Source organism: Bacillus cereus group sp. TH152-1LC, from assembly GCF_027710505.1.
Taxonomy (GTDB): Bacteria; Bacillota; Bacilli; order Bacillales; family Bacillaceae_G; genus Bacillus_A; species Bacillus_A mobilis.
The window spans coordinates 1-21895 of record NZ_JAQFNK010000026.1; the positions used below are offsets into that span (position 1 = coordinate 1).

The window sequence follows — 21895 nt, forward strand, 5'->3', positions numbered from 1 at the left end:
GGTCCAACAGGAAGTGCGGGTCCAACAGGAAGTGCGGGTCCAACAGGAAGTGCGGGTCCAACAGGAAGTGCGGGTCCAACAGGAAGTGCGGGTCCGACAGGAAGTGCGGGTCCAACAGGAAGTGCGGGTCCAACAGGAAGTGCGGGTCCAACAGGAAATACAGGCCCAACAGGAAATGCGGGTCCTCAAATTTCTAATTCTTATCGGTATGTTGTTTTAAATAGTGGATCAGTTCAAGTTCCGAATAACACTGCGATTCCTTTCATAGATAAGATAGGTTCAGCGGATACAACCTACGCTACAAATCATATAACAGTTAAGACAGCTGGGATATATAGGGTGGCTTTTCAAGTTACTACAGCATATAGTTCTAGGACTTTATTGCTACAATGGGCTGTAGCTATTAATAATACTCGTATTCCTCGTGGCTCATTTTATACTACAGCTGTAGCGGGTACAAATGTTCCTATAGGTGGTGAATACCTTTTATCGCTTAAGCCAGGAGATATGATTTCAGTGCTAAATACTTCAGGAAGTAATCAAACTATATCAGGTGTAAATTGTAATGAAATGAATGCTTTCTTGCTTGTTATGAGAATTGCTTAAGGTGTTTTTTATAGGAGTAGATAAGAGGGAAAATTAATAAATATTCAAATTTGATAAAAGGTCCGTCTTTTTTGTTATACGATAGTGAATCGACCTATCTTAAAAAAGGGCGGTTTCTTTTTTATTAATAGTCGTTAAGTGATTCTTTGTAGGATTCAATAAATTCTTTATCAAAGTAAAACTTATCCATTAATTTACTTACAATCCCGTTGAAATAAGCGAATTTACTCTTTTTCATTTTCGTTCCAGACTTAATTTTCATAACAAACTCTTTGATAGCTTGTAAGCCAATAGTAAGTTCCTGGTCTTTAGTAAATGCTTTATCACCTGTAGAGAAGTTTGTTACTTTATTGCACTGTCTTACGACCTTCCATAGTTCTTGGATGGTTTTAGATTCATGGTAAAAAGAGCGAACTAAAGAAATAAAACGTTCTGGTACCCAATGAGCAACAAAATCAGCTTGTTCCATATTCTCTTCTGGAGTAATGCTATTCTCATTACTATTACGTTTGTTTATATCTTTTATATTTTGTTTTAAGGAAACAGGTTTTGTTTTAATGGTAGGACACTTTGTAGGACTTTTTGCATCTACCTTGTTGGACACTTCTTCCACAATTGGTTGAATGATAATAGCATTAGAAGTTTGAAGCATGTCCCTTTTACGCTTCATTGCCACCTGTTTAATCATCTCTAGATCCACAAGCTTCTTCATTAAACGTTGTACAGTTTTATATGAAACTTCCATCATGTCAGCAATTGAATTTTTGCATAGGAAACTAACACCTACATATTTGCAGCTGTGGCGCTTTAAAATTTCAAGTAATGTGATGAGTTTAGATTGTACATCCGTACGCTTAATAGACATACGGATATTATCTCTGTATGTACGTATAGTTTTGTTTAGTTCTTCCACATCTTTGAATGATGATAAGTTGTGGAAGGATTCTTTAGTTGCGATAACATCGATACGTTTTCTTTCCATATTATATGTCTCCTTTGTGGAAACAAAAAAGCAACGTCACCAATTTGGTAAACGTTGCTGAATAAACCCTGCATGATGTAAAATAATTCATGAGAGTATAGCAAGTGTTTACCTGGCGTAATCAGGTGGACGGTATATAGAGTGTTGGTAGCACTTTATATACAGGCTGTGCTCTTTTGTTTTGTCTCGAATATTTTCGGTATTCAAGACTAGCTACTTGCGGGGCTGGAAAAACAGAAATGTTATTTTACGGTATTGCAGAGGCACTTCAAAAAGGAGAAAGAGTTTGTATCGCAACGCCAAGAACAGACGTTGTACTGGAATTAGCACCGAGATTACAAGAAGCGTTTCCTAGTATAAATGTAGCTGCTTTATACGGAGGGAGTGTAGATCGTGAAAAAGATGCAGCGTTAGTCGTTGCAACGACGCATCAACTGTTACGTTACTATAGAGCGTTTCATGTCATGATTGTAGATGAGATTGATGCCTTCCCGTATCATGCGGATGAAATGTTACAGTATGCAGTACAACAAGCGATGAAAGAGAAAGCGGCGCGTATTTATTTAACTGCAACTCCAGATGAAAAGTGGAAGCATAATTTCAGAAGGGGCAAACAAAAAGGTGTCATTGTCTCTGGACGGTATCACCGGCATCCGTTGCCAGTTCCTCTATTTTGCTGGTGCGGAAGTTGGAAGAAAAGTCTCCATCATAAAGGAGTTCCTCGAGTGTTACTACAATGGTTAAAAATGTACGTAAGCAAAAACTATCCCATTTTTTTATTTGTTCCCCATGTGCGATATATAGAAGAAATGAGCCTGTTATTGAAATCGTTGGATAATAGAATTGAAGGTGTACATACAGAAGATCCGATGAGAAAGGAAAAGGTAGCAGCTTTCAGAAAGGGAGAAATTCCATTATTAGTTACAACGACGATTTTAGAGAGAGGAGTAACTGTGAAGAACTTACAAGTAGCGGTGCTAGGGGCAGAAGAAGAGATCTTTTCAGAAAGTGCACTCGTACAAATTGCCGGCCGAGCAGGTCGTAGTTTTGAAGAACCTTATGGCGAGGTCGTTTATTTTCATTGTGGTAAAACAGAGGCGATGGTACGCGCGAAAAAACATATTCAAAGTATGAACAAAAGGGCAAAAGAACAAGGATTATTCGATTAATGCACTGTCTACTTTGCGATGAGTATATTTTGGAAACAGTTAGTTGGTACACCTTCTTTGTAAAGCCTCATAAAAAATATATATGTGATAGGTGTGAACGGAAACTTTCCTATATTATAGGAGAGATTTGCATGGAGTGTGGGCGACCTTTAGAGGACTTGCCTTCCGAATATAAAGAAAATGATATTTGTATGGATTGCGTAAGGTGGATAAATGAGGAGAAGTATCGTCCTTTTAAAAATCGTTCTTTGCACGTGTACGATGATGAGATGAAAGAAATAGTTGCACAGTTTAAGTTTCGGGGGGATGCGGAGTTAGTTCATATTTTTCATAGATCTTTTCGGGAGCTATTTCAAAAGCATTTTACGAGTGTTTCAAGTGTTATTGCTGTTCCGCTTAGTAGGGAACGAGAATATGAACGTGGTTTTAATCAGGCAGAGTTATTAGCAGCTTGTTTACCTGCCAAAATCTCTTATCCATCATTAAGAAGAAGAGAAACAGAAAAGCAAAGTAAGAAGAAACGTAAAGAAAGGCTTTCGGGAAGTAATCCTTTTTATTTTCAGGGAGAAGATATGTTTCATGGTCAACATATCTTACTCGTTGATGATGTATATACGACAGGAATTACAGTTAGACAAATTGGAAATCTTTTATACGATAGAGGAGCAAGCGAAGTTTCTAGTTTGACGCTATGTAGAAGTTGATCTGTAACTGTCGAAAGGGATAATAAAAAGACGATAAGTCTCCTTTGACTTCGTAAGTTGTCATTCGTTATAGTCAAAGTATGGGGCAAATGCCCTGATTTTTAGAGTGAAGGGAATGGAATGAACATGCAAGGAAGAGTGAAATGGTTCAATGCAGAAAAGGGATTTGGGTTTATTGAGCGTGAAGATGGTGATGATGTGTTTGTTCATTTTTCTGCTATTCAACAAGATGGATATAAGTCATTAGAAGAAGGGCAACAAGTTGAGTTTGATATTGTGGATGGAGCACGTGGACCACAAGCAGCTAATGTTGTAAAACTGTAGGGTTTTGTTTTTGGGAAGAGAAAGCTGCGTTTGTGGCAACGTTATATATATGTGGTAGAACCCCTTGTTTTTGCAAGGGGTTTTTGTTATAAATCAAGTTGTCAAAAAGTTGTTTCTTTTCTGTAACGAATTGTCCACAGTTATATTCGTTATTCACGATGTTAATAGGATAAAATAAAGATAGAAACGATGCATCTTTTCATTTCAACAAAAAACGATAAAAAAATCGCAATTCCACTAATTTTTTTAAAAAGTTAGAAGGAGTTTTTAAGCCAGTGTCGAAATTATAGTACATAGGCTTGAAAGGAGGAATTCATCTATGAAATTCAACATTCGTGGTGAAAATATTGAAGTAACTCCAGCATTAAAGGAATATGTAGAGAAAAAACTAAGTAAGTTAGAGCGTTATTTTGATACATTCCCAGAGGTTAAAGTTAATTTAAAGGTATACTCTGACAAGCAACGTGTCGAGGTAACAATTCCATTTACTGATTTATTACTTCGTGCAGAAGAAACTAATAGCGATATGTACGCTGCTATCGATTTAGTAGTTGATAAACTTGAGCGACAAATTCGTAAACATAAAACAAAGGTAAATCGTAAGTTACGTGAGAAAGGTTCTGTGAAAACGAACTTTATCCTTCCAGAAGCAGTAGCTGTTTTGGATGAGGTAGAAGAGGATGAACTAGAACTTGTACGTACAAAACGATTCGATTTAAAACCGATGGACGTTGAAGAAGCGATCCTACAAATGGATATGCTAGGACATAATTTCTTCGTCTTCACAAATGCTGATACAAATGAAACTAATGTTGTATACGGCCGTAAAGATGGGAAATATGGTGTAATCGAAACTAAATAATAATTCAAAAGCGCAGCCGAAATGGCTGCGCTTTTTTTGCTGGAAATAGATTTTTTAAAAAAGTTTTCTTAATTTAGAACGAGACATTCGGCCGATTGTTGTCATAGTTATAAGACAAGTGTTACAATTATCATTAGGTATATACATTTTAGTTTTTTTAATTAGGAGAAAAATTGGCATAACATACATTTGATTTTTATAACGACTGATTGTAATAGAGAAAAAGAAAAAACAATCGGGAGTTTTATTTTAATAAAAAGAGGAGCGTATTTCCTATGATCGGTATTTTAAAAAAGGTGTTTGATGTAAATCAACGTCAAATTAAACGTATGCAGAAGACAGTTGAGCAAATTGATGCATTAGAGTCATCTATTAAGCCATTAACTGATGAACAATTAAAAGGGAAGACGCTTGAATTTAAAGAACGTCTAACAAAAGGTGAGACAGTAGATGATTTACTACCTGAAGCTTTTGCGGTTGTTCGTGAAGCTGCGACTCGTGTTCTTGGAATGCGTCCGTATGGCGTACAGTTAATGGGTGGTATTGCCTTACATGAAGGGAATATCTCTGAGATGAAAACGGGTGAAGGTAAAACGTTAACATCTACATTACCTGTATATTTAAATGCTTTAACAGGAAAAGGTGTTCACGTTGTTACAGTCAATGAATACTTAGCACAACGTGATGCGAGCGAAATGGGACAACTTCATGAGTTCCTTGGCTTAACAGTAGGAATTAACTTAAACAGTATGTCACGCGAAGAAAAACAAGAGGCTTATGCTGCTGATATTACGTATAGCACAAATAATGAGCTTGGATTCGATTACTTACGTGACAACATGGTTTTATATAGAGAACAGTGCGTTCAGCGTCCACTTCATTTTGCTATTATCGATGAAGTCGATTCTATCTTAGTTGATGAAGCACGTACGCCACTTATTATTTCAGGACAAGCGCAAAAATCAACAGAGCTATATATGTTTGCAAATGCATTCGTTCGTACATTAGAAAATGAAAAAGAATATTCATTTGATGTGAAGACGAAAAATGTAATGTTAACAGAAGATGGTATTACGAAAGCGGAGAAAGCTTTCCATATTGAAAACTTATTCGATTTAAAACATGTAGCACTTCTTCATCATATTAATCAGGCACTTCGTGCGCACGTTGTTATGCACCTTGATACAGATTATGTTGTACAAGAAGGCGAAATCGTAATTGTAGATCAATTCACTGGTCGTCTTATGAAAGGTCGTCGCTATAGCGAAGGTTTGCACCAAGCTATTGAAGCAAAAGAAGGCGTAGAAATTCAAAATGAAAGTATGACGCTTGCGACAATTACGTTCCAGAACTACTTCCGTATGTACGAAAAGTTATCTGGTATGACTGGTACAGCGAAAACAGAGGAAGAGGAATTCCGCAACATTTACAATATGAATGTTATCGTAATTCCAACGAACAAAGATATTATTCGTGATGACCGTGCTGATTTAATCTTCAAATCAATGGAAGGTAAATTTAATGCTGTTGTTGAGGATATTGTAAATCGTCATAAACAAGGACAACCTGTTCTTGTCGGTACAGTTGCAATTGAAACGTCAGAGCTTATTTCAAAAATGTTAACACGTAAAGGTGTACGTCATAACATCTTAAACGCGAAAAACCATGCGCGTGAAGCAGATATCATTGCAGAAGCTGGTATGAAAGGTGCTGTAACCATTGCGACGAATATGGCTGGTCGTGGTACGGATATTAAGCTTGGAGACGATATTAAAAATGTTGGTCTAGCAGTTATCGGTACAGAGCGTCACGAAAGCCGTCGTATTGATAATCAGTTACGTGGTCGTGCTGGTCGTCAAGGGGACCCTGGTGTAACGCAGTTCTACTTGTCTATGGAAGATGAACTAATGCGCCGCTTCGGTTCTGACAATATGAAAGCGATGATGGATCGTCTTGGTATGGATGATTCACAGCCGATTGAAAGTAAAATGGTTTCTCGTGCGGTAGAATCTGCACAAAAACGTGTAGAAGGAAATAACTATGATGCACGTAAGCAGTTACTGCAGTATGATGATGTACTTCGTCAGCAACGTGAAGTTATTTACAAACAGCGTCAAGAAGTAATGGATTCTGAGAACTTACGCAGTATTATTGAAGGTATGATGAAATCTACAGTAGAACGTGCTGTTGCGCTTCATACTCAAGAGGAAATTGAAGAAGATTGGAACATTAAAGGTCTTGTTGACTACTTAAATACAAACCTTCTGCAAGAAGGAGATATAAAAGAAGAAGAGTTACGTCGTCTTGCTCCAGAGGAAATGAGCGAGCCAATTATCGCGAAATTAATAGAGCGTTACAACGACAAAGAAAAGCTTCTGCCAGAAGAGCAAATGCGTGAGTTCGAAAAAGTTGTTGTATTCCGTGTAGTAGATACGAAGTGGACAGAGCATATTGATGCGATGGATCACCTTCGTGAAGGTATTCATTTACGTGCTTACGGTCAAATTGATCCACTTCGTGAGTATCAAATGGAAGGATTCGCAATGTTCGAATCGATGATTGCTTCTATTGAAGAGGAAATTTCTCGTTACATTATGAAGGCTGAAATTGAACAAAACTTAGAGCGTCAAGAAGTTGTTCAAGGTGAAGCTGTTCATCCATCTAGTGATGGGGAAGAGGCGAAGAAAAAACCAGTTGTAAAAGGTGACCAAGTAGGCCGCAACGATGTATGTAAATGTGGTAGCGGTAAAAAATATAAAAACTGCTGTGGTATCGGGAAGTAATACAGGGTGATAGTCCAGATTACTTTGCAAACTTTTACATCAAAAATGTATCATTAAGAAAGATTAAACTCTCTCCGTCATAAGTGGAGAGAGTTTCCCTTGTTTTCATACGAAAGTAACAGCAATTACATAGAGGTGAAGGAAATGGAATTAGTAGAAATTAGACAAGAATTAGAGAAAATGGCTAAGAGATTAGCGGCTTTTAGGGGGTCTCTTTGACCTTCCTACTAAGGAAAAACAAATTGCAGAATTAGAAGAGACAATGATGGGTGCTGGATTTTGGGATGACCAACAAGGCGCACAAGCTGTAATTAACGAAGCTAATGCACTGAAAGAGATGGTTGGAAAGTTTCGTCAGTTAGATGAGACATTCGAAAATTTAGAAATCACGCATGAGCTTTTAAAAGAAGAGTATGATGAAGATTTACATGAGGAGCTTGAATCAGAAGTGAAAGGCTTAATTCAAGAAATGAATGAGTATGAGCTTCAGTTACTACTAAGCGATCCTTATGATAAAAATAACGCTATTTTAGAATTACACCCAGGTGCTGGTGGAACAGAGTCACAAGACTGGGGTTCTATGCTACTACGTATGTACACACGTTGGGCTGAAAAACGTGGATTTAAAGTAGAAACGGTTGACTACTTACCAGGTGATGAAGCTGGTATTAAGAGTGTTACTTTATTAATTAAAGGTCATAACGCTTACGGTTACTTGAAAGCAGAGAAAGGTGTACATCGTCTTGTGCGTATTTCACCATTCGATTCTTCAGGCCGTCGTCATACATCGTTCGTATCTTGTGAAGTTGTACCTGAGTTCAATGATGAAGTTGAAATCGAAATACGTTCAGAGGACTTAAAAATTGATACGTACCGTGCAAGTGGTGCAGGTGGACAGCATATTAATACGACAGACTCAGCAGTTCGTATTACACATACACCTACAAACACAGTTGTAACATGTCAGTCAGAGCGTTCACAGATTAAAAACCGTGAGCACGCGATGAAAATGTTAAAAGCGAAATTATACCAAAAGAAATTAGAAGAGCAACAAGCAGAATTAGATGAAATTCGCGGTGAACAAAAAGAAATCGGATGGGGTAGCCAAATTCGTTCTTACGTATTCCACCCGTATTCTCTTGTAAAAGACCACCGTACGAATACAGAGGTTGGTAACGTGCAAGCAGTTATGGATGGAGAAATTGATCCATTTATTGATGCTTACTTACGTTCTCGCATCTAATAAAGTGAAACTTTAATCAGTGGGGGGCATCCCCACTGATTATCAGCCCTCACCAATCGGGCTTTTACGGGCAGTTGATTCCGCACCTAACTTCTTTGCTTTCGCTGAATTTTGAGTTGGGGATCTTACTGCCCGTTAATGCGGGGTAAACGAAAAAAAGCCAACAGAGTTGTCGGCGTATGCTGAGGGTAATCGAGGATATAAAGAATTTGATTTTATTTCTATAAATGAAGTAAAGAGGAAGAGAAGTTGGAAACGACAACTTCTCTTTTTGATGGGATTATATGTAGCATATAATGTTGTATATTGTTTTGTAAAAAGAAGAGAATAGTAAAACAGAGTGGCAATAGAGTAAGACTTTAACAGAACTTTTCTGATTTTCTGTTCAAAAAGAATTCTTTATAGAAGTTTTTACGTTGTTCACAGAATTGAAACAACTTATGAAAGCTTTATATTATCAGGGTTCTTACTGTATTTTTGAAGAATATGAAATATACCTTAGTTTTTCTATATAAAGATAATGCTTATAATGAAAATGAGTGTATTAGGAATGAAAAGAATATCAACAATGGGGAGCGATAGAAGTGAAAAAGAAATTGTTGGCTATTGCGCTAGGAATATCAGTTGTTTTTGCTTTAGGAGCATGTGGAAATAAAGAAGAGAGTAAGCCTTCGAAACAATCTGCAAGCACGGATAGCGCAGAGCAAATTTACCAAAAAAGTTGTATAGGCTGTCATGCGAAAGATTTATCGGGAGCAACTGGACCAGATTTACGAAAAGTGGGACAGAAATATGATGCGGCAGAGATTGAAAAGATTATTGAAAAAGGTCGAGGTTCCATGTCGCCAGGAATTATTCAAGGTGAGGATGCGAAAAAAGTAGCTGAGTGGTTAGCTGAACATAAATAAAAAGGGTAAACTGGACGAGTTGATTGCATAATCTTATCCCAAAATGATTTTGGATAAGAATTATGACAGCTCGTTTCCTTTTTTTGGAGTGTAACATAACTGTAACAAAATTGTATCCGAACTGGAAACCGTTTGATGTTACAATGGGGTTTGTAGAATTTTGCTGAAATATATTACATAGAGTAGCGCTGCTAATAAAAAGCATGAATGGGAGCTACCTTCAACAAGAGTGGTTAAGTGAGAATAAAGTTTTTTATTTTCAAATGTACAGAAAAGTATTTCTAAAAAAATCATTAAGTATTGGGTGATAAATAATGATAAAAATGACGAATGTTTATAAGGAGTACCCGAATGGTATGAAAGCCATTGCTGGTCTCACAGTTAACATTAAACAAGGTGAGTTTGTATACGTAGTTGGACCGAGTGGAGCCGGGAAATCTACATTTATTAAAATGATGTATCGTGAAGAGAAGCCGTCTACAGGATCGATTAATGTAAATGGACTTGTTATTGAAACATTAGCAGAAAGAGATGTTCCATATTTCCGTCGACAATTAGGCGTAATTTTCCAAGATTTTAAATTGTTACCTAAGTTAACGGTATATGAGAATGTTGCGTTTGCCCTAGAGGTAATTGAAGAAGAAAAAGAAGCTATTCGCGAGCGTGTAACAGAAGTTTTAGGTCTTGTAGGTCTTGAAGATCGTGCAGACGCACTTCCAAGTGAACTTTCAGGCGGAGAGCAACAACGTGTTGCGATTGCGAGAGCAATTGTTAATAGACCAAAGGTTGTAATTGCCGATGAGCCAACAGGTAACTTAGATATTGAAACAGCTCTTGATATTATGAAGATTTTCACACGCATCAATGAACGCGGTACAACGATCGTTATGGCGACACATAACGCAGATATCGTAAATACAATCCGTCATCGTGTAATCGCGATTGAAGGCGGAAAAATTGTTCGAGATGAGATTGAGGGAGGATACGGATATGAAGGCTAAGACCCTTAGTCGACATTTGCGAGAAGGTGTAAAGAATCTATCACGTAACGGATGGATGACGTTTGCTTCTGTTAGTGCAGTAACAGTTACATTATTACTTGTAGGTGTCTTTTTAACAGCGATTATGAATATGAACCATTTTGCGACGAAAGTAGAGCAAGATGTAGAGATTCGTGTACACATTGATCCAGCAGCAAAAGAAGCTGATCAAAAGAAATTAGAAGATGATATGAGTAAGGTTGCAAAAGTAGACTCTATTAAATATTCTTCTAAAGAAGAAGAGCTAAAACGCTTAATTAAAAGCTTAGGTGATAGCGGAAAAACGTTTGAGTTATTTGAACAAGATAACCCACTTAAAAACGTATTCATTGTAAAAGCAAAAGAGCCAACAGATACAGCGACAATCGCGAAAAAGATTGAGAAAATGCAGTTTGTAAGTAATGTTCAATATGGTAAAGGGCAAGTTGAAAAATTATTTGATACTGTAAAAACAGGACGTAATATTGGGATTGCGTTAATTGCAGGTCTTTTATTCACAGCGATGTTCTTAATCTCTAATACAATTAAAATTACAATTTATGCTCGTAGTACAGAAATCGAAATTATGAAGCTGGTAGGTGCAACAAACTGGTTTATTCGTTGGCCGTTCTTATTAGAGGGATTATTCCTAGGAGTATTAGGATCAATTATTCCAATTGGCCTAATTCTAGTTACGTATAATTCACTACAAAGTGTGTTTAATGAAAAACTTGGCGGAACAATTTTCGAACTTCTACCATACAGTCCTTTCGTATTCCAATTAGCAGGTTTATTAGTGTTAATCGGGGCTTTAATCGGTATGTGGGGAAGTGTAATGTCAATTCGTCGCTTCTTAAAAGTATAAAAAGTTGCAAACATAATTCGTACAAGCTTATCATATAGTAGAAATAGGTAAAGGCATCACACGCTGTGTGATGCCTTTTGCTACACCACCTGTGTGTTTTGGAAAGGGGAATTCCGCATTGAAACGTAGAGTTGCAATTATTGGAATGGTTGTTGCATTTTTAATTGGTGCTGGCGGAATGTTTGCAGGTATGTCTTTATTTGGGGTTAACCCAGCAGAAGTAACGCAAACAATTTCGAGTGGAAACGCTAGCACCGCGCAAGGGAATTTGGCAAAAATTAATGAGGCGTATGCACTAATTGATTCACGTTATGTGGAAGACGTGAAGGATGACAAGTTAGTCGAAGGTGCAATACAAGGCATGTTGTCTACGCTGAAGGACCCTTATTCCACGTATATGGATAAAGAAACGGCTAAACAGTTTAGTGAATCACTTGATCCTGAGTTAGAGGGGATTGGGGCTGAGGTGAACAAAACAGACGGTAAGCTTATTATCGTATCTCCAATTAAAGGCTCACCAGCAGAAAAGATTGGAATTAAACCGAATGACCAAATTTTATCTGTAGATGGAAATAGTGTGAAAGATTTATCACGTGAAGAAGCGGTATTAAAGATTCGTGGTAAAAAAGGAACGAATGTCGCAATTGAAATTAAGCGTGCAGGAGTAGCTGATCCGATTGTATTTAAAATTAAACGTGAAAAAATTCCAATCTTCACAGTGTTTAGTTCTGTGAAACAAGAGAGTGGAAAAGATATCGGTTATATGCAAATCACTTCTTTTGCTGAAAATACGGCGAAAGAATTTAAGGATCAGTTAAAAGAGTTAGAGAAGAAAAATATCAAAGGCTTAGTTATTGACGTGCGTGGTAATCCTGGTGGCTACTTAAATAGTGTAGAAGAGATACTAGGGGAAATAATGACGGATAAAAAGCCGATGCTACAAGTAGAGCAACGAAATGGTGAGAAAAAGAAATTCTCTACGGAACTGAAGGAGAAAAAGCCATATCCAATTTCAGTATTAATTGATAACGGAAGTGCTTCTGCTTCAGAGATTTTAGCGGGTGCGCTAAAAGAGGGAGAAGGATACGATTTAATTGGTGAAAAAACGTTTGGTAAAGGTACCGTGCAGCAAGCCGTTCCATTTAAAGATGGCAGCAACATTAAATTAACGATGTTTAAATGGTTAACACCGGATGGAAACTGGATTCATAAAAAAGGAATCGCGCCTACAGTAGAAGTGAAGCAACCAGATTATTATCATGCGACACCAATTCAAATTGAAAAAACACTTTCATACAATTCAAATGATGTGCAAGTAAAGCACGCACAAGAAATGCTTAAGAGCCTAGGATATGTACCGGGGCGTGAAGATGGATACTTTAGTAAAGAGACAGAATCAGCGCTGAAAGCATTCCAAAATGCGAATGAGATGGAAGCGACAGGGCAGCTGGATAAAAAGACAGCTGAGGCGATTCAAACGAAAATTATTGAAAAAATCCGTTCTGGAGAAAATGATTTACAATTACAGTCCGCATTAAAATTAATAGCGAAATAAAAAATACAGGCAGTTTGCTGCCTGTATTTTTTTGTGTTAAACAAACGTTTGTCCAGTTATGATAATATAAAAAGAAAGAATGATATAAATGGTGGTGAATGGGTTCGTGGAGGCATGGATTTTTGAAATAATGCGGGCAGTTGGACGTTTTTTCTTACACCCTGCTGTCTATGTATTTTTAATAAGTAGTATCTTCGTTGGATACTTACGTATGTTACGAGAACGAAAGGATTTCTCCTTTAAAGTTTATGATATTTGGTTTGAACTGCGAACATCTCTATTTGCGGGAGTTGGATACGGATTAATCGTATCTATTATTACAATTGGACTTGGCCTTGTCGTTTCTAAAGCGAGCTTATGGGTCATCTTACTTTGGACGTTATTATTTGGATTAACTGCTATGTATCGATATTTATCAGCAGCTTATACGCTTAGTATCGCGATTGTATGTGTTCTATTATCTTCTAAGCTACCAGTTTCCTTCTTACAGCTTGGAGAGGGGGAAGAGAGTACAATCGTATCCCTTACTATTTTACTAGGCGTCATGCTCGTTGTAGAGGGCTTGTTGATTTCTAAAAATGCAGTAGGATATTCGACACCGAAGATTAGGAAGGGTAAGCGTGGGTTAAAGATTGGTTTACACGAATCAAAGCGTTTATGGATCGTTCCAATTTTTATTCTTGTACCAGGTGACGCGGTAACACAATTTATTTCATGGTGGCCTGTCGTTTCAATAGGTTCAGATACATATTCTCTATTCCTCGTTCCATTTTTAATTGGATTTATGAGAAGGATTAGAAGCTATGAGCCAACGGAAGCTTTATTATTTACAGGAAGACGTGTGTACGGATTAGCAGGACTTGTGCTTGTTTTAGGAATCGCAAGTTATTGGTGGCACGTACTTGCCATTATCGCGATGGGAGTCGCAATGCTTGGACGTTTCACAATTTCCATGCAAGAAAAAATTGCGGATGAGACAAGACCGGCGTATTTCGCTGCACGTAATGATGGACTTGTTGTATTAGATACAATCCCGAATACAATTGGGGCAGAGCTGAATTTACTGCCTGGAGAAGTGATTACGAAAGTAAATGGAGTCATTCCAAGAAGTGCTGAGGAATTTTATGATGCGCTTCAAACGAAGACGACAGGAGCATTTTGCAAGTTAGAAGTATTAGATACTAATGGAGAGCTTCGCCTTGCTCAAACGGCATTATACGCCGGAGGACATCACGAATTAGGTGTTGTGTTTGTTCAGCAGGAGCATGAGTGGGATTCGGAAGCGATGTAATAGAAGAAAAGGGTATCACCTTGTGGTGATACCCTTTTTGGTTTGAACGGGATTAATAGTAAATGAAATTTATATCAGCGACTATCCAAATATATCGACTTCCCGGCAAAAAACGACAACTCTCGCAAACCTTATTTTAGTTTCATAGTCGAATCACTTGAATAATTATTTGATAATGGTTATCATTTAGGGAGTCTTTTTAATTTTGGAAAATGGAGGGAAGATATGCTACGTAAATTTTTTTCTTACTATAAACCGTATAAAGGTTTATTTATACTCGATTTTTCTTGCGCAGTTGTCGCAGGGTTATTAGAACTTGGCTTCCCACTTATCGTAAATCAATTTATTGATAAGTTATTGCCAGGGCAAAACTGGACGCTTATTTTATGGGCTTGTTTCGGTTTACTTGCAGTGTATATTTTAAATGCAGGCTTACAATACGTCGTTACATATTGGGGGCATATGCTTGGCGTTAACATTGAAACGGATATGAGGCAGAAATTGTTTGATCACATTCAAAAGCTATCATTCAGATTTTTTGACAATAATAAAACAGGTCATTTAATTTCACGTCTTACAAACGACTTAATGGAGATTGGGGAAATTGCTCACCATGGGCCAGAAGATTTATTTATCGCTGTTATGACTTTAGTTGGGGCATTCTCATTTATGATGATGATCAACTGGAAGTTAGCGCTATTAACGTTCTTCGTTATTCCATTCTTATTATGGTTGGCACTTTACTTCAATAAAAAAATGACAGGTACGTTTAGACGTTTATTCTCAGACGTTGCTGATTTTAATGCATGTATTGAGAACAATGTTGGCGGTATCCGCGTTGTACAAGCATTCGGAAATGAAAAGTTTGAGAAAGAGCAATTTGCTGTTAACAACGCTCGTTTCCGTACAACGAAATTAATGGCGTATAAAATTATGGCGTTAAATTCGTCAATTAGTTATATGCTCATGCGTCTTGTAACGCTCTTCGTCTTAATATGCGGTACATGGTTTGTGTTGCAAGGTGAATTAACGTACGGTGGATTTATAGGATTTGTTCTGTTAACGAATATTTTCTTCCGCCCAATTGAAAAAATTAATGCAGTAATCGAGAGTTATCCGAAAGGGATCGCTGGTTTTAAGAGATATGTAGAGCTTCTTGAAACTGAGCCAGATATTGTAGACGCTAAAGATGCGATGGAAGTTAAACATGTACATGGTGATATTCAATATAGCAACATTACATTCGGATATGAAAACAAAGAACCGATTTTAAATGATATTAGTTTGAAAATACATGCAGGGGAAACAGTTGCGTTCGTTGGACCATCAGGAGCTGGGAAAACAACGTTATGTAGTTTACTCCCACGCTTTTATGAACAATCATCTGGATCGATTCAAATTGATGGTATTGATACGAAAGATATGACGTTATCTTCACTTCGTAAGCAAATTGGAATTGTACAGCAAGATGTGTTCTTATTCTCAGGAACGATTCGTGAAAATATTGCTTACGGAAATTTAAAGGCGTCAGAAGCTGAAATTTGGCAGGCGGTAAAACGAGCGCAATTAGAAGATTTAATTTACTCACAACCAGACGGTTTAGATACTGTTATCGGTGAGCGCGGCGTGAAACTTTCAGGAGGACAGAAGCAGCGTCTAGCGATTGCACGTATGTTCTTGAAAAACCCACCAATTTTAATATTAGATGAAGCAACTTCTGCATTAGATACAGAGACAGAATTGGCAATTCAAAAGTCACTTGCTGAGCTATCTGTCGGCCGTACAACATTAGTTATTGCTCATAGACTTGCAACGATTAAAAATGCGGATCGTATCGTCGTTGTAAATAAAGACGGTATTGCAGAACAAGGTTCGCATGAGGAACTAATTGAGCAAGGCGGAGGATATAGCCGTTTATACGAAGCTCAGTTCAGTTCGTAAATATAATTTCTGCTAAATTAGTGCACCATAAGTAAGTGAAAATCTTATATGGGAGGCTATGAAGCATGATTGTAACAACAACGTCTACAATTCAAGGGAAAGAAATTATTGAGTATATCGATATCGTCAATGGAGAAGCGATTATGGGCGCGAATATCGTTCGTGACCTTTTTGCCTCTGTCCGTGACGTTGTCGGCGGTCGTGCGGGCGCTTATGAAAGTAAATTAAAAGAAGCACGCGACATTGCAATGGAAGAGATGAAAACTTTCGCAAGACAAAAAAATGCGAATGCAATTGTTGGTATCGACGTGGATTACGAAGTAGTTCGCGAAGGAATGCTAATGGTTGCAGTGAGCGGAACTGCTGTCCGTATATAAAGTGAAAAGCCGTGCAGGTGCACGGCTTTTTTGTTATCATGTCGAAGTTTCAATATTTCTTGGGAAATGCGGAAGGCCTTGTCGATATATAGGGAAGACATTAGAGCGCTTCCTTACATTTTCGGATTTGAACTAATAATGTTTCGTATTCTCGTTCGAGAGATGTGATGTCATCGTGATGATTTGGTATGGAAATTCGGCCAATGATTTCTGTTAATTTTGTTTGTAATCGTAATAATTCTTGTTCAGTAACGTTTATAGAATCCCCGGTTGTTCTTTTTGTGTATTGCTCGTAATTACCGTGGAATACTCTTGGTTCACTCTCATCTACTTGTAGGATATGGTCTGCAACAGAGCGAATAAAGGCACGGTCATGGCTAATGAAAAGTACTGTGCCAGGGTATTCTTGTAACATGATTTCTAATTCTTCTTGCGTCGCTAAGTCTAAATAGTTTGTCGGTTCATCGAGCAGAAGCATATTATAGTTTCCTAAAAATACTTTTGCGAGCGCAACCTTCATTCGTTCGCCGCCACTTAAGACATGCACAGGTTTATGAACATCTTCACGACGGAATAGAAGCCGGGCAAGTATTGTGCGAACGAATGCTTCCGTATAGTTTGTTTCTTCTAGAACGTTTTCCAAAATGGTTTTATCTGTTTGTAAAATTGATAGCGTTTGTTCGAAATATCCAATTTTGCAACTCTTTGAAAGCTGAATGCCACGCTCGTTTGCGAGAAGCATGTTGAACACAGTTGTTTTACCGCTTCCGTTTGCTCCTAAAATAGCAAGTTTTGCACTAGGGGCAATAGTTCCATTCATATTTTTAAATAGTGTGCGGTCGCCTATTTTCTTTGTTGCTTTATTGAACTGTACTGCGACTTTACTATGAATGGGTGTATGGTATTGCACGTCAAACTGAGCCTGAGAAATATCTTTTGGTTTTTCTTTCTTTTCTAGTTTTTCGAGACGTGTTTCTAATGCTTTTGCTGCTTTGCTAACCTGTTCTTGCCCATGAGCCCCGCTTAACTTATAAAGTTTAGATTCAGATGAACTGAACCGAGTTGGGATTTTTGTCATGCTAGAAGCACGTTGCTTTTTTTGTGAAATTGATTGCTCTAACCGATTTTTTTCTTGTATATATTGCTCATATTCTGCTTGTTTTTGTATTTGTTCACGTTCTTTTTGTTTTCGATAGTTTGAATAATTCCCTTTATACTCTTGAATAGTACCGTCTTCAATTTCAATGATTTTTGTACATATATTATCTAAAAAATCACGATCATGTGATATTAAAACAAGTGCCCCTTTATAAGAGAAAAGTGCCTTTTCTAATTGCTCTGTACCAAGCATATCTAAGTGGCTTGTTGGTTCATCAGCGAATAAAATGCCTGCATCTTGTTCGAGAGCATGAGCAATCTTTAGCCGCATTCGTTCACCACCGCTCATTGCATCTGTAACATTTGAAATACTCCATTTTCCTTTTGCGAGAGAAGAAGCGGTTTCCGGTAGTTCCTCGCTAAGTTGAGGAATGATGCTGATAGAACTATGATGAGTTACTATGCCAGTGTCAGCTTCTATTTCTTTACTTAATATTTGTAATAACGTAGATTTACCAGCCCCGTTGACTCCAACAATTCCTATGCGATCCTGTGCTTGAATTTCCAGTGATGGTAACGTAAATAGTGTGCGATCACCAAAGCTTTTTTCAATATTACGTGCGAATAAAATAGTCATAAAAAAACCTCCCTAGTTTCACTAGAGAGGATAAACGTCGCCCTTGCATGTAAAAATCGTACATAAATAAACGATTTTTACATGATCGTTTCGAAAGAAAGTATCGACAAATGGACAGACTAATCCTCTGCTAGTTTTCATCATTTTTTGTTCACTATTTGTGATGGATGAAATAAATAAGAGAATTAGAACTTCATTGGTCAAAGTACCTTCCTTTCATAATATTACTTTTATTGTATGCGCATACAAAATAGTTTGTCAAACTTATTTCTATTTATCATTTTTGAATTCGTTATTATACAATTGTGCTTTTAGCAGCGCCTTAGCATCGTTTTTGATTTCATCTAATCCATTTGCGTCCCCAATAATATATCCTTCAAATGATGAACCAACAAAATCAAAGATATATTGAAACTGAGCGATAAGCGGTAATGCTTTCAGTTTAGGATTGTCTCCACCAACGATGACAACGTACATTTTTTTATCTTTCATTTTTTCTTTGAAATGAAGGGATGTATCACGCAAACTTTGTGACCAGCGATCAACGAAGTTTTTCATATGTCCGCTCATTCCGTACCAGTATAGGGGTGTAGCAAAGATAATTGTGTCGTGCTCTAACATGCGTTTGGTTAACTGCTCGTAGTCATCATGTACAGGTTGGAAACCTTCTGCGTCATGACGTTGGTCTGTAATAGGATGGATTGTATGGTCTCGCAAGTAAATTTGTTCTGTCTCAATTCCATCGATCATCGTATGTGTTAAAGCTTCTGTATTTCCATTTTGTCTTGAACTGCCATGTATAACAAACATGTAATCATCTCTTTTCTTTTGCTTGTTTTAGGAGTGAAACGTGTTTTTGCAAATTTGTTTGAATGCTGGAAAGTAGTGAAATCTGCTTTGTTACTTCATTAAGTTTATCTTCATAAAGCGTAAGGATACTGCTGCAAGGATTTTCGTACAGATGCGGTTCGATTTCAAGGCAGCGCAGCATTTTTGCCGTCTCTTCTAAATTTAAGCCAATTTGCAAGTACATTTGAATAAGCTCCACTTTTTCGATGGCACTTTTATCAAAATCACGGTAGCCATTTGCGAGGCGCTTAGAAGGGAGTAACCCCTTTTCTTCATAATGTCTTAGTGATCTTTCGCTAATGCCAGTTTCTTTTGATAACTCTCCAATTCGCAATGGGTTTCACTCCTTTTACATGTATTGTAAACCTTCACACTAATGTGAAGGTCAACTCTGTTTTTTCGCAAAGGAATCTACATGATTTAAAAACACTTGAATAGCCTTAGACGGAATAAAATATTTGCCGCGCACGATGGAGAATGGACGGATGAGTTGTTCATTTGGAACTTTAACGTGGAATAGCTCTTTTGCCAGTAACTCTTTCCGTATGGTCCAATCAGAAAGGATAGCGATGCCAAGTCCGGCACTAACTGCTTCCTTCACGCTTTGGATACTACTGAACGTAAAGAATCTTTTCATTTTTAAATGGTGTTGATGAATAAAGCGGTCGCTATAAGCGCGTGTACCAGAACCACTTTCTCTTAATACCCATACTTGATCTTGGAGTGTGCTTTCATTTATTTCCTTTGTGCGGAGTAGTGGATGATTTGGCGGGACGACGAGCTTCATTTCATCTTGCATAAACGTTTCAACGTCAACGTCGGCGTATACGACTTGCCCTTCCACCAAGCCAATATCAATTTGATTAGAGCGAAGGCTTTGCAAAACATCTTCTGTATTTGAGATGAAAGTATGAACTTCGACGTGTGGATTTTCATTCGCATAGTTAGCAAGTATTTTTGGAAGTAAGTATTCGCCAATTGTAAAACTAGCACCGATGCGAAGAGTTCCTGTTACAACGTTATGTAGCTCGTTAATTTCTTGCTTAGCATCTTCATAAAGAGAGAGCATTTGTTTTGCATGTATATATAATATGTTTCCAGCCTCTGTCACTTGAACGTGCTTTGGAGAACGCTGAATAAGAGTAGTGCCAAATTCGTTTTCTAAGTTGCGTATATGCATACTTACACCAGGCTGTGAAAGGTTTAATAATTCTGCTGCACGGGAGAAGTGTTTCTGTTCAACGACAGTAACAAATATTTTTAAAATGTCTACGTTCATGTAATGGGCTCCTTTCGTTTTTCTTTCATCTTATCATAAGTATTTCTGATGATAGAGATTCAATATTGATATTAAACTTATTATAGAAACTCTCTTATAATGTAAGTAGAAAGAACATGCATGTTCCAATACGATTATTGGAGTGGTTCAAAGTGGAACAAACACTTGTTATACAAAAGAAGAAGGGCTTTGGATTTTCACAAGGAATTGGGATTACACTATTAATCGCAATTGCTGCGAAATATTTAGCAGAGCTTCCGTTTTTAAATATTATGGGACAATTAGTAATTGCTATTCTAATTGGGATGGTTTGGCGTGCGGCAATTGGAGTTCCGCAAGAAGCGATAGCTGGGACGAACTTTGCGAGTAAGAAGTTGCTTCGCTTCGGGATTATCTTACTTGGAATGCGGTTAAACCTTGTTGATATTGCGAAGGCAGGGCCGAAAGTATTGGTCATCGCAGCGGTTGTTATTACATTTACAATTTTCGTTGTGTATGGGCTAACGAAAGTGTTTAAGGTAGAAAAAAAGCTTGGAATTTTAACAGCGTGCGGAACTGCAATTTGTGGCGCGGCTGCGGTCGTGGCAATTGCGCCGCAAGTGAAAGCGAAGGATGAGGAAACGGCAGTAGGCGCAGCGATTATTGCCATTTTAGGTACAATATTTACACTTATTTATACGTTATTATATCCAGTGCTTGGTTTCTCACCGTATGGTTACGGTGTATTCTCGGGTGCGACGCTGCATGAAATCGCTCATGTCATCGCAGCTGCGGCGCCAGGAGGAAGTAAGGCTGTAGACATCGCAGTTATCGTGAAATTAACGCGCGTAGCAATGCTTGTGCCAGTAGCGATTTTAATTGGATTATGGTTTGGTAAGAGTGAAGGAAGCGAGGAAAAAAAATCGTGGCGCGACCTTCCAATTCCGTGGTTCATCTTCGGATTTTTAGCGATGAGTGCAGTGCATTCGCTCGGGATTATACCAGAAGTTGTTGCCGGATACATTGTTGTCATTGCTTACATGCTTATTGCAATGGCGATGGCGGGGCTTGGTTTAAATGTAGAGTTTAAAACGTTCCGTAAGTTAGGAAGTAAAGCATTCGTGGCGGGGCTGATCGGTTCGGTTTTCCTTTCTATTCTTGGATACGTTCTTGTATATGCATTAGGATTTATGTAGTCAGGCGGAGAAGCTGTTCCCAAAGGTATTTGGGAACAGCTTCTTTCTTATGCTTATAGCACAACGGAGGTCGGTAAGGCGATATATATAATCGCCGATAAAAATTGAGTTACGCTTGTACGTTGTTAGAGAAGGTGTTCAGTGAAGTGTTTTTCTAAAATTTGTAAAGACATCTTTACTTGCAACTGGAAAATATTTATAATTAAAGTAAAGATATCTTTACTTTCG

The 21895-nt window shown here is 37.8% G+C and carries 18 protein-coding genes and 2 pseudogenes; 15 read left to right on the plus strand and 5 right to left on the minus strand.

The window, feature by feature from the left end:
• Positions 1-606: pseudogene (locus tag PDL00_RS30125) on the plus strand (collagen-like protein); the annotation flags it as partial.
• A 124-nt stretch (positions 607-730) separates the two neighbouring features.
• On the opposite strand, the gene PDL00_RS30130 reads toward PDL00_RS30125, so the two are convergent.
• Positions 731-1588, minus strand: a complete 858-nt coding sequence (locus PDL00_RS30130; RefSeq protein WP_270733290.1) for a helix-turn-helix domain-containing protein — start codon at positions 1586-1588, stop codon at positions 731-733.
• Between the two features lie 212 nt (positions 1589-1800).
• Here PDL00_RS30130 and comFA point away from each other — a divergent pair.
• The 13 genes and pseudogenes from comFA to PDL00_RS30195 all read left to right on the plus strand — a co-directional run.
• Positions 1801-2757 (plus strand): annotated as a pseudogene (gene comFA, locus PDL00_RS30135) (ATP-dependent helicase ComFA); the annotation flags it as partial.
• Positions 2757-3461, plus strand: a complete 705-nt coding sequence (locus PDL00_RS30140; protein WP_242257115.1) for a ComF family protein — start codon at positions 2757-2759, stop codon at positions 3459-3461. The pseudogene comFA and the gene PDL00_RS30140, both read left to right, overlap by 1 nt.
• A 126-nt stretch (positions 3462-3587) precedes the next feature.
• Positions 3588-3785, plus strand: a complete 198-nt coding sequence (gene cspC, locus PDL00_RS30145; RefSeq protein ID WP_001990088.1) for a cold shock protein CspC — start codon at positions 3588-3590, stop codon at positions 3783-3785.
• 319 nt (positions 3786-4104) lie between these two features.
• Positions 4105-4647: a ribosome hibernation-promoting factor, HPF/YfiA family gene (gene hpf / locus PDL00_RS30150; RefSeq protein ID WP_242257114.1), complete on the plus strand. Its 543-nt coding sequence runs from the start codon at positions 4105-4107 to the stop codon at positions 4645-4647.
• Positions 4648-4922: 275 nt separating this feature from the next.
• A complete protein-coding gene (gene secA / locus PDL00_RS30155; protein WP_242257113.1) occupies positions 4923-7430 on the plus strand; it encodes a preprotein translocase subunit SecA in 2508 nt (835 codons plus the stop codon).
• A gap of 144 nt (positions 7431-7574) precedes the next feature.
• Positions 7575-8673 (plus strand): peptide chain release factor 2 gene (gene prfB / locus PDL00_RS30160; protein ID WP_139242446.1). Its coding sequence is split into 2 segments (ribosomal slippage): positions 7575-7646 and positions 7648-8673, totalling 1098 coding nucleotides; the frame shifts between segments, so codons are not numbered across the junction.
• A gap of 584 nt (positions 8674-9257) precedes the next feature.
• Complete coding sequence (gene cccB / locus PDL00_RS30165; RefSeq protein ID WP_270733293.1) at positions 9258-9581, plus strand: cytochrome c551; 324 nt, start codon at positions 9258-9260, stop codon at positions 9579-9581.
• Between the two features lie 314 nt (positions 9582-9895).
• Positions 9896-10582, plus strand: a complete 687-nt coding sequence (ftsE, locus tag PDL00_RS30170) for a cell division ATP-binding protein FtsE (RefSeq protein WP_071724655.1) — start codon at positions 9896-9898, stop codon at positions 10580-10582.
• A complete protein-coding gene (ftsX, locus tag PDL00_RS30175) occupies positions 10572-11465 on the plus strand; it encodes a permease-like cell division protein FtsX (protein ID WP_000645023.1) in 894 nt (297 codons plus the stop codon). The genes ftsE and ftsX overlap by 11 nt, the downstream gene beginning before the upstream one ends.
• 118 nt (positions 11466-11583) lie before the next feature.
• Positions 11584-13020, plus strand: coding sequence for a S41 family peptidase (locus PDL00_RS30180; RefSeq protein WP_442868353.1), 1437 nt, complete (start codon positions 11584-11586; stop codon positions 13018-13020).
• 88 nt (positions 13021-13108) lie between these two features.
• Positions 13109-14311, plus strand: a complete 1203-nt coding sequence (locus PDL00_RS30185; RefSeq protein ID WP_270733295.1) for a PDZ domain-containing protein — start codon at positions 13109-13111, stop codon at positions 14309-14311.
• Positions 14312-14536: 225 nt separating this feature from the next.
• Positions 14537-16252 carry an ABC transporter ATP-binding protein gene (locus PDL00_RS30190; protein WP_098088763.1) on the plus strand — a complete coding sequence of 572 codons (1716 nt, stop codon included), beginning with the start codon at positions 14537-14539 and terminating at the stop codon, positions 16250-16252.
• 65 nt (positions 16253-16317) lie between these two features.
• Entirely contained in the window at positions 16318-16629 is a 312-nt protein-coding gene (locus PDL00_RS30195; protein WP_000637523.1) for a heavy metal-binding domain-containing protein, read from the plus strand.
• A gap of 100 nt (positions 16630-16729) precedes the next feature.
• On the opposite strand, the gene abc-f is transcribed toward PDL00_RS30195, so the two are convergent.
• From abc-f to PDL00_RS30215, 4 genes are all read right to left on the minus strand, one after another.
• Positions 16730-18364 carry a ribosomal protection-like ABC-F family protein gene (gene abc-f / locus PDL00_RS30200; protein WP_270733298.1) on the minus strand — a complete coding sequence of 545 codons (1635 nt, stop codon included), beginning with the start codon at positions 18362-18364 and terminating at the stop codon, positions 16730-16732.
• 270 nt (positions 18365-18634) lie between these two features.
• A complete protein-coding gene (locus PDL00_RS30205; RefSeq protein WP_242255346.1) occupies positions 18635-19174 on the minus strand; it encodes a flavodoxin family protein in 540 nt (179 codons plus the stop codon).
• A gap of 4 nt (positions 19175-19178) precedes the next feature.
• Complete coding sequence (locus PDL00_RS30210) at positions 19179-19547, minus strand: MerR family transcriptional regulator (RefSeq protein WP_242255344.1); 369 nt, start codon at positions 19545-19547, stop codon at positions 19179-19181.
• Positions 19548-19598: 51 nt separating this feature from the next.
• A complete protein-coding gene (locus PDL00_RS30215) occupies positions 19599-20492 on the minus strand; it encodes a LysR family transcriptional regulator (protein ID WP_270733300.1) in 894 nt (297 codons plus the stop codon).
• A 152-nt stretch (positions 20493-20644) separates the two neighbouring features.
• Between PDL00_RS30215 and PDL00_RS30220 the strand changes: the two genes are divergently transcribed.
• The gene (locus PDL00_RS30220) at positions 20645-21667 is read left to right on the plus strand and encodes a YeiH family protein (protein ID WP_270733301.1); all 1023 of its coding nucleotides are present in this window, start codon (positions 20645-20647) and stop codon (positions 21665-21667) included.
• Positions 21668-21895 lie beyond the last annotated feature (228 nt).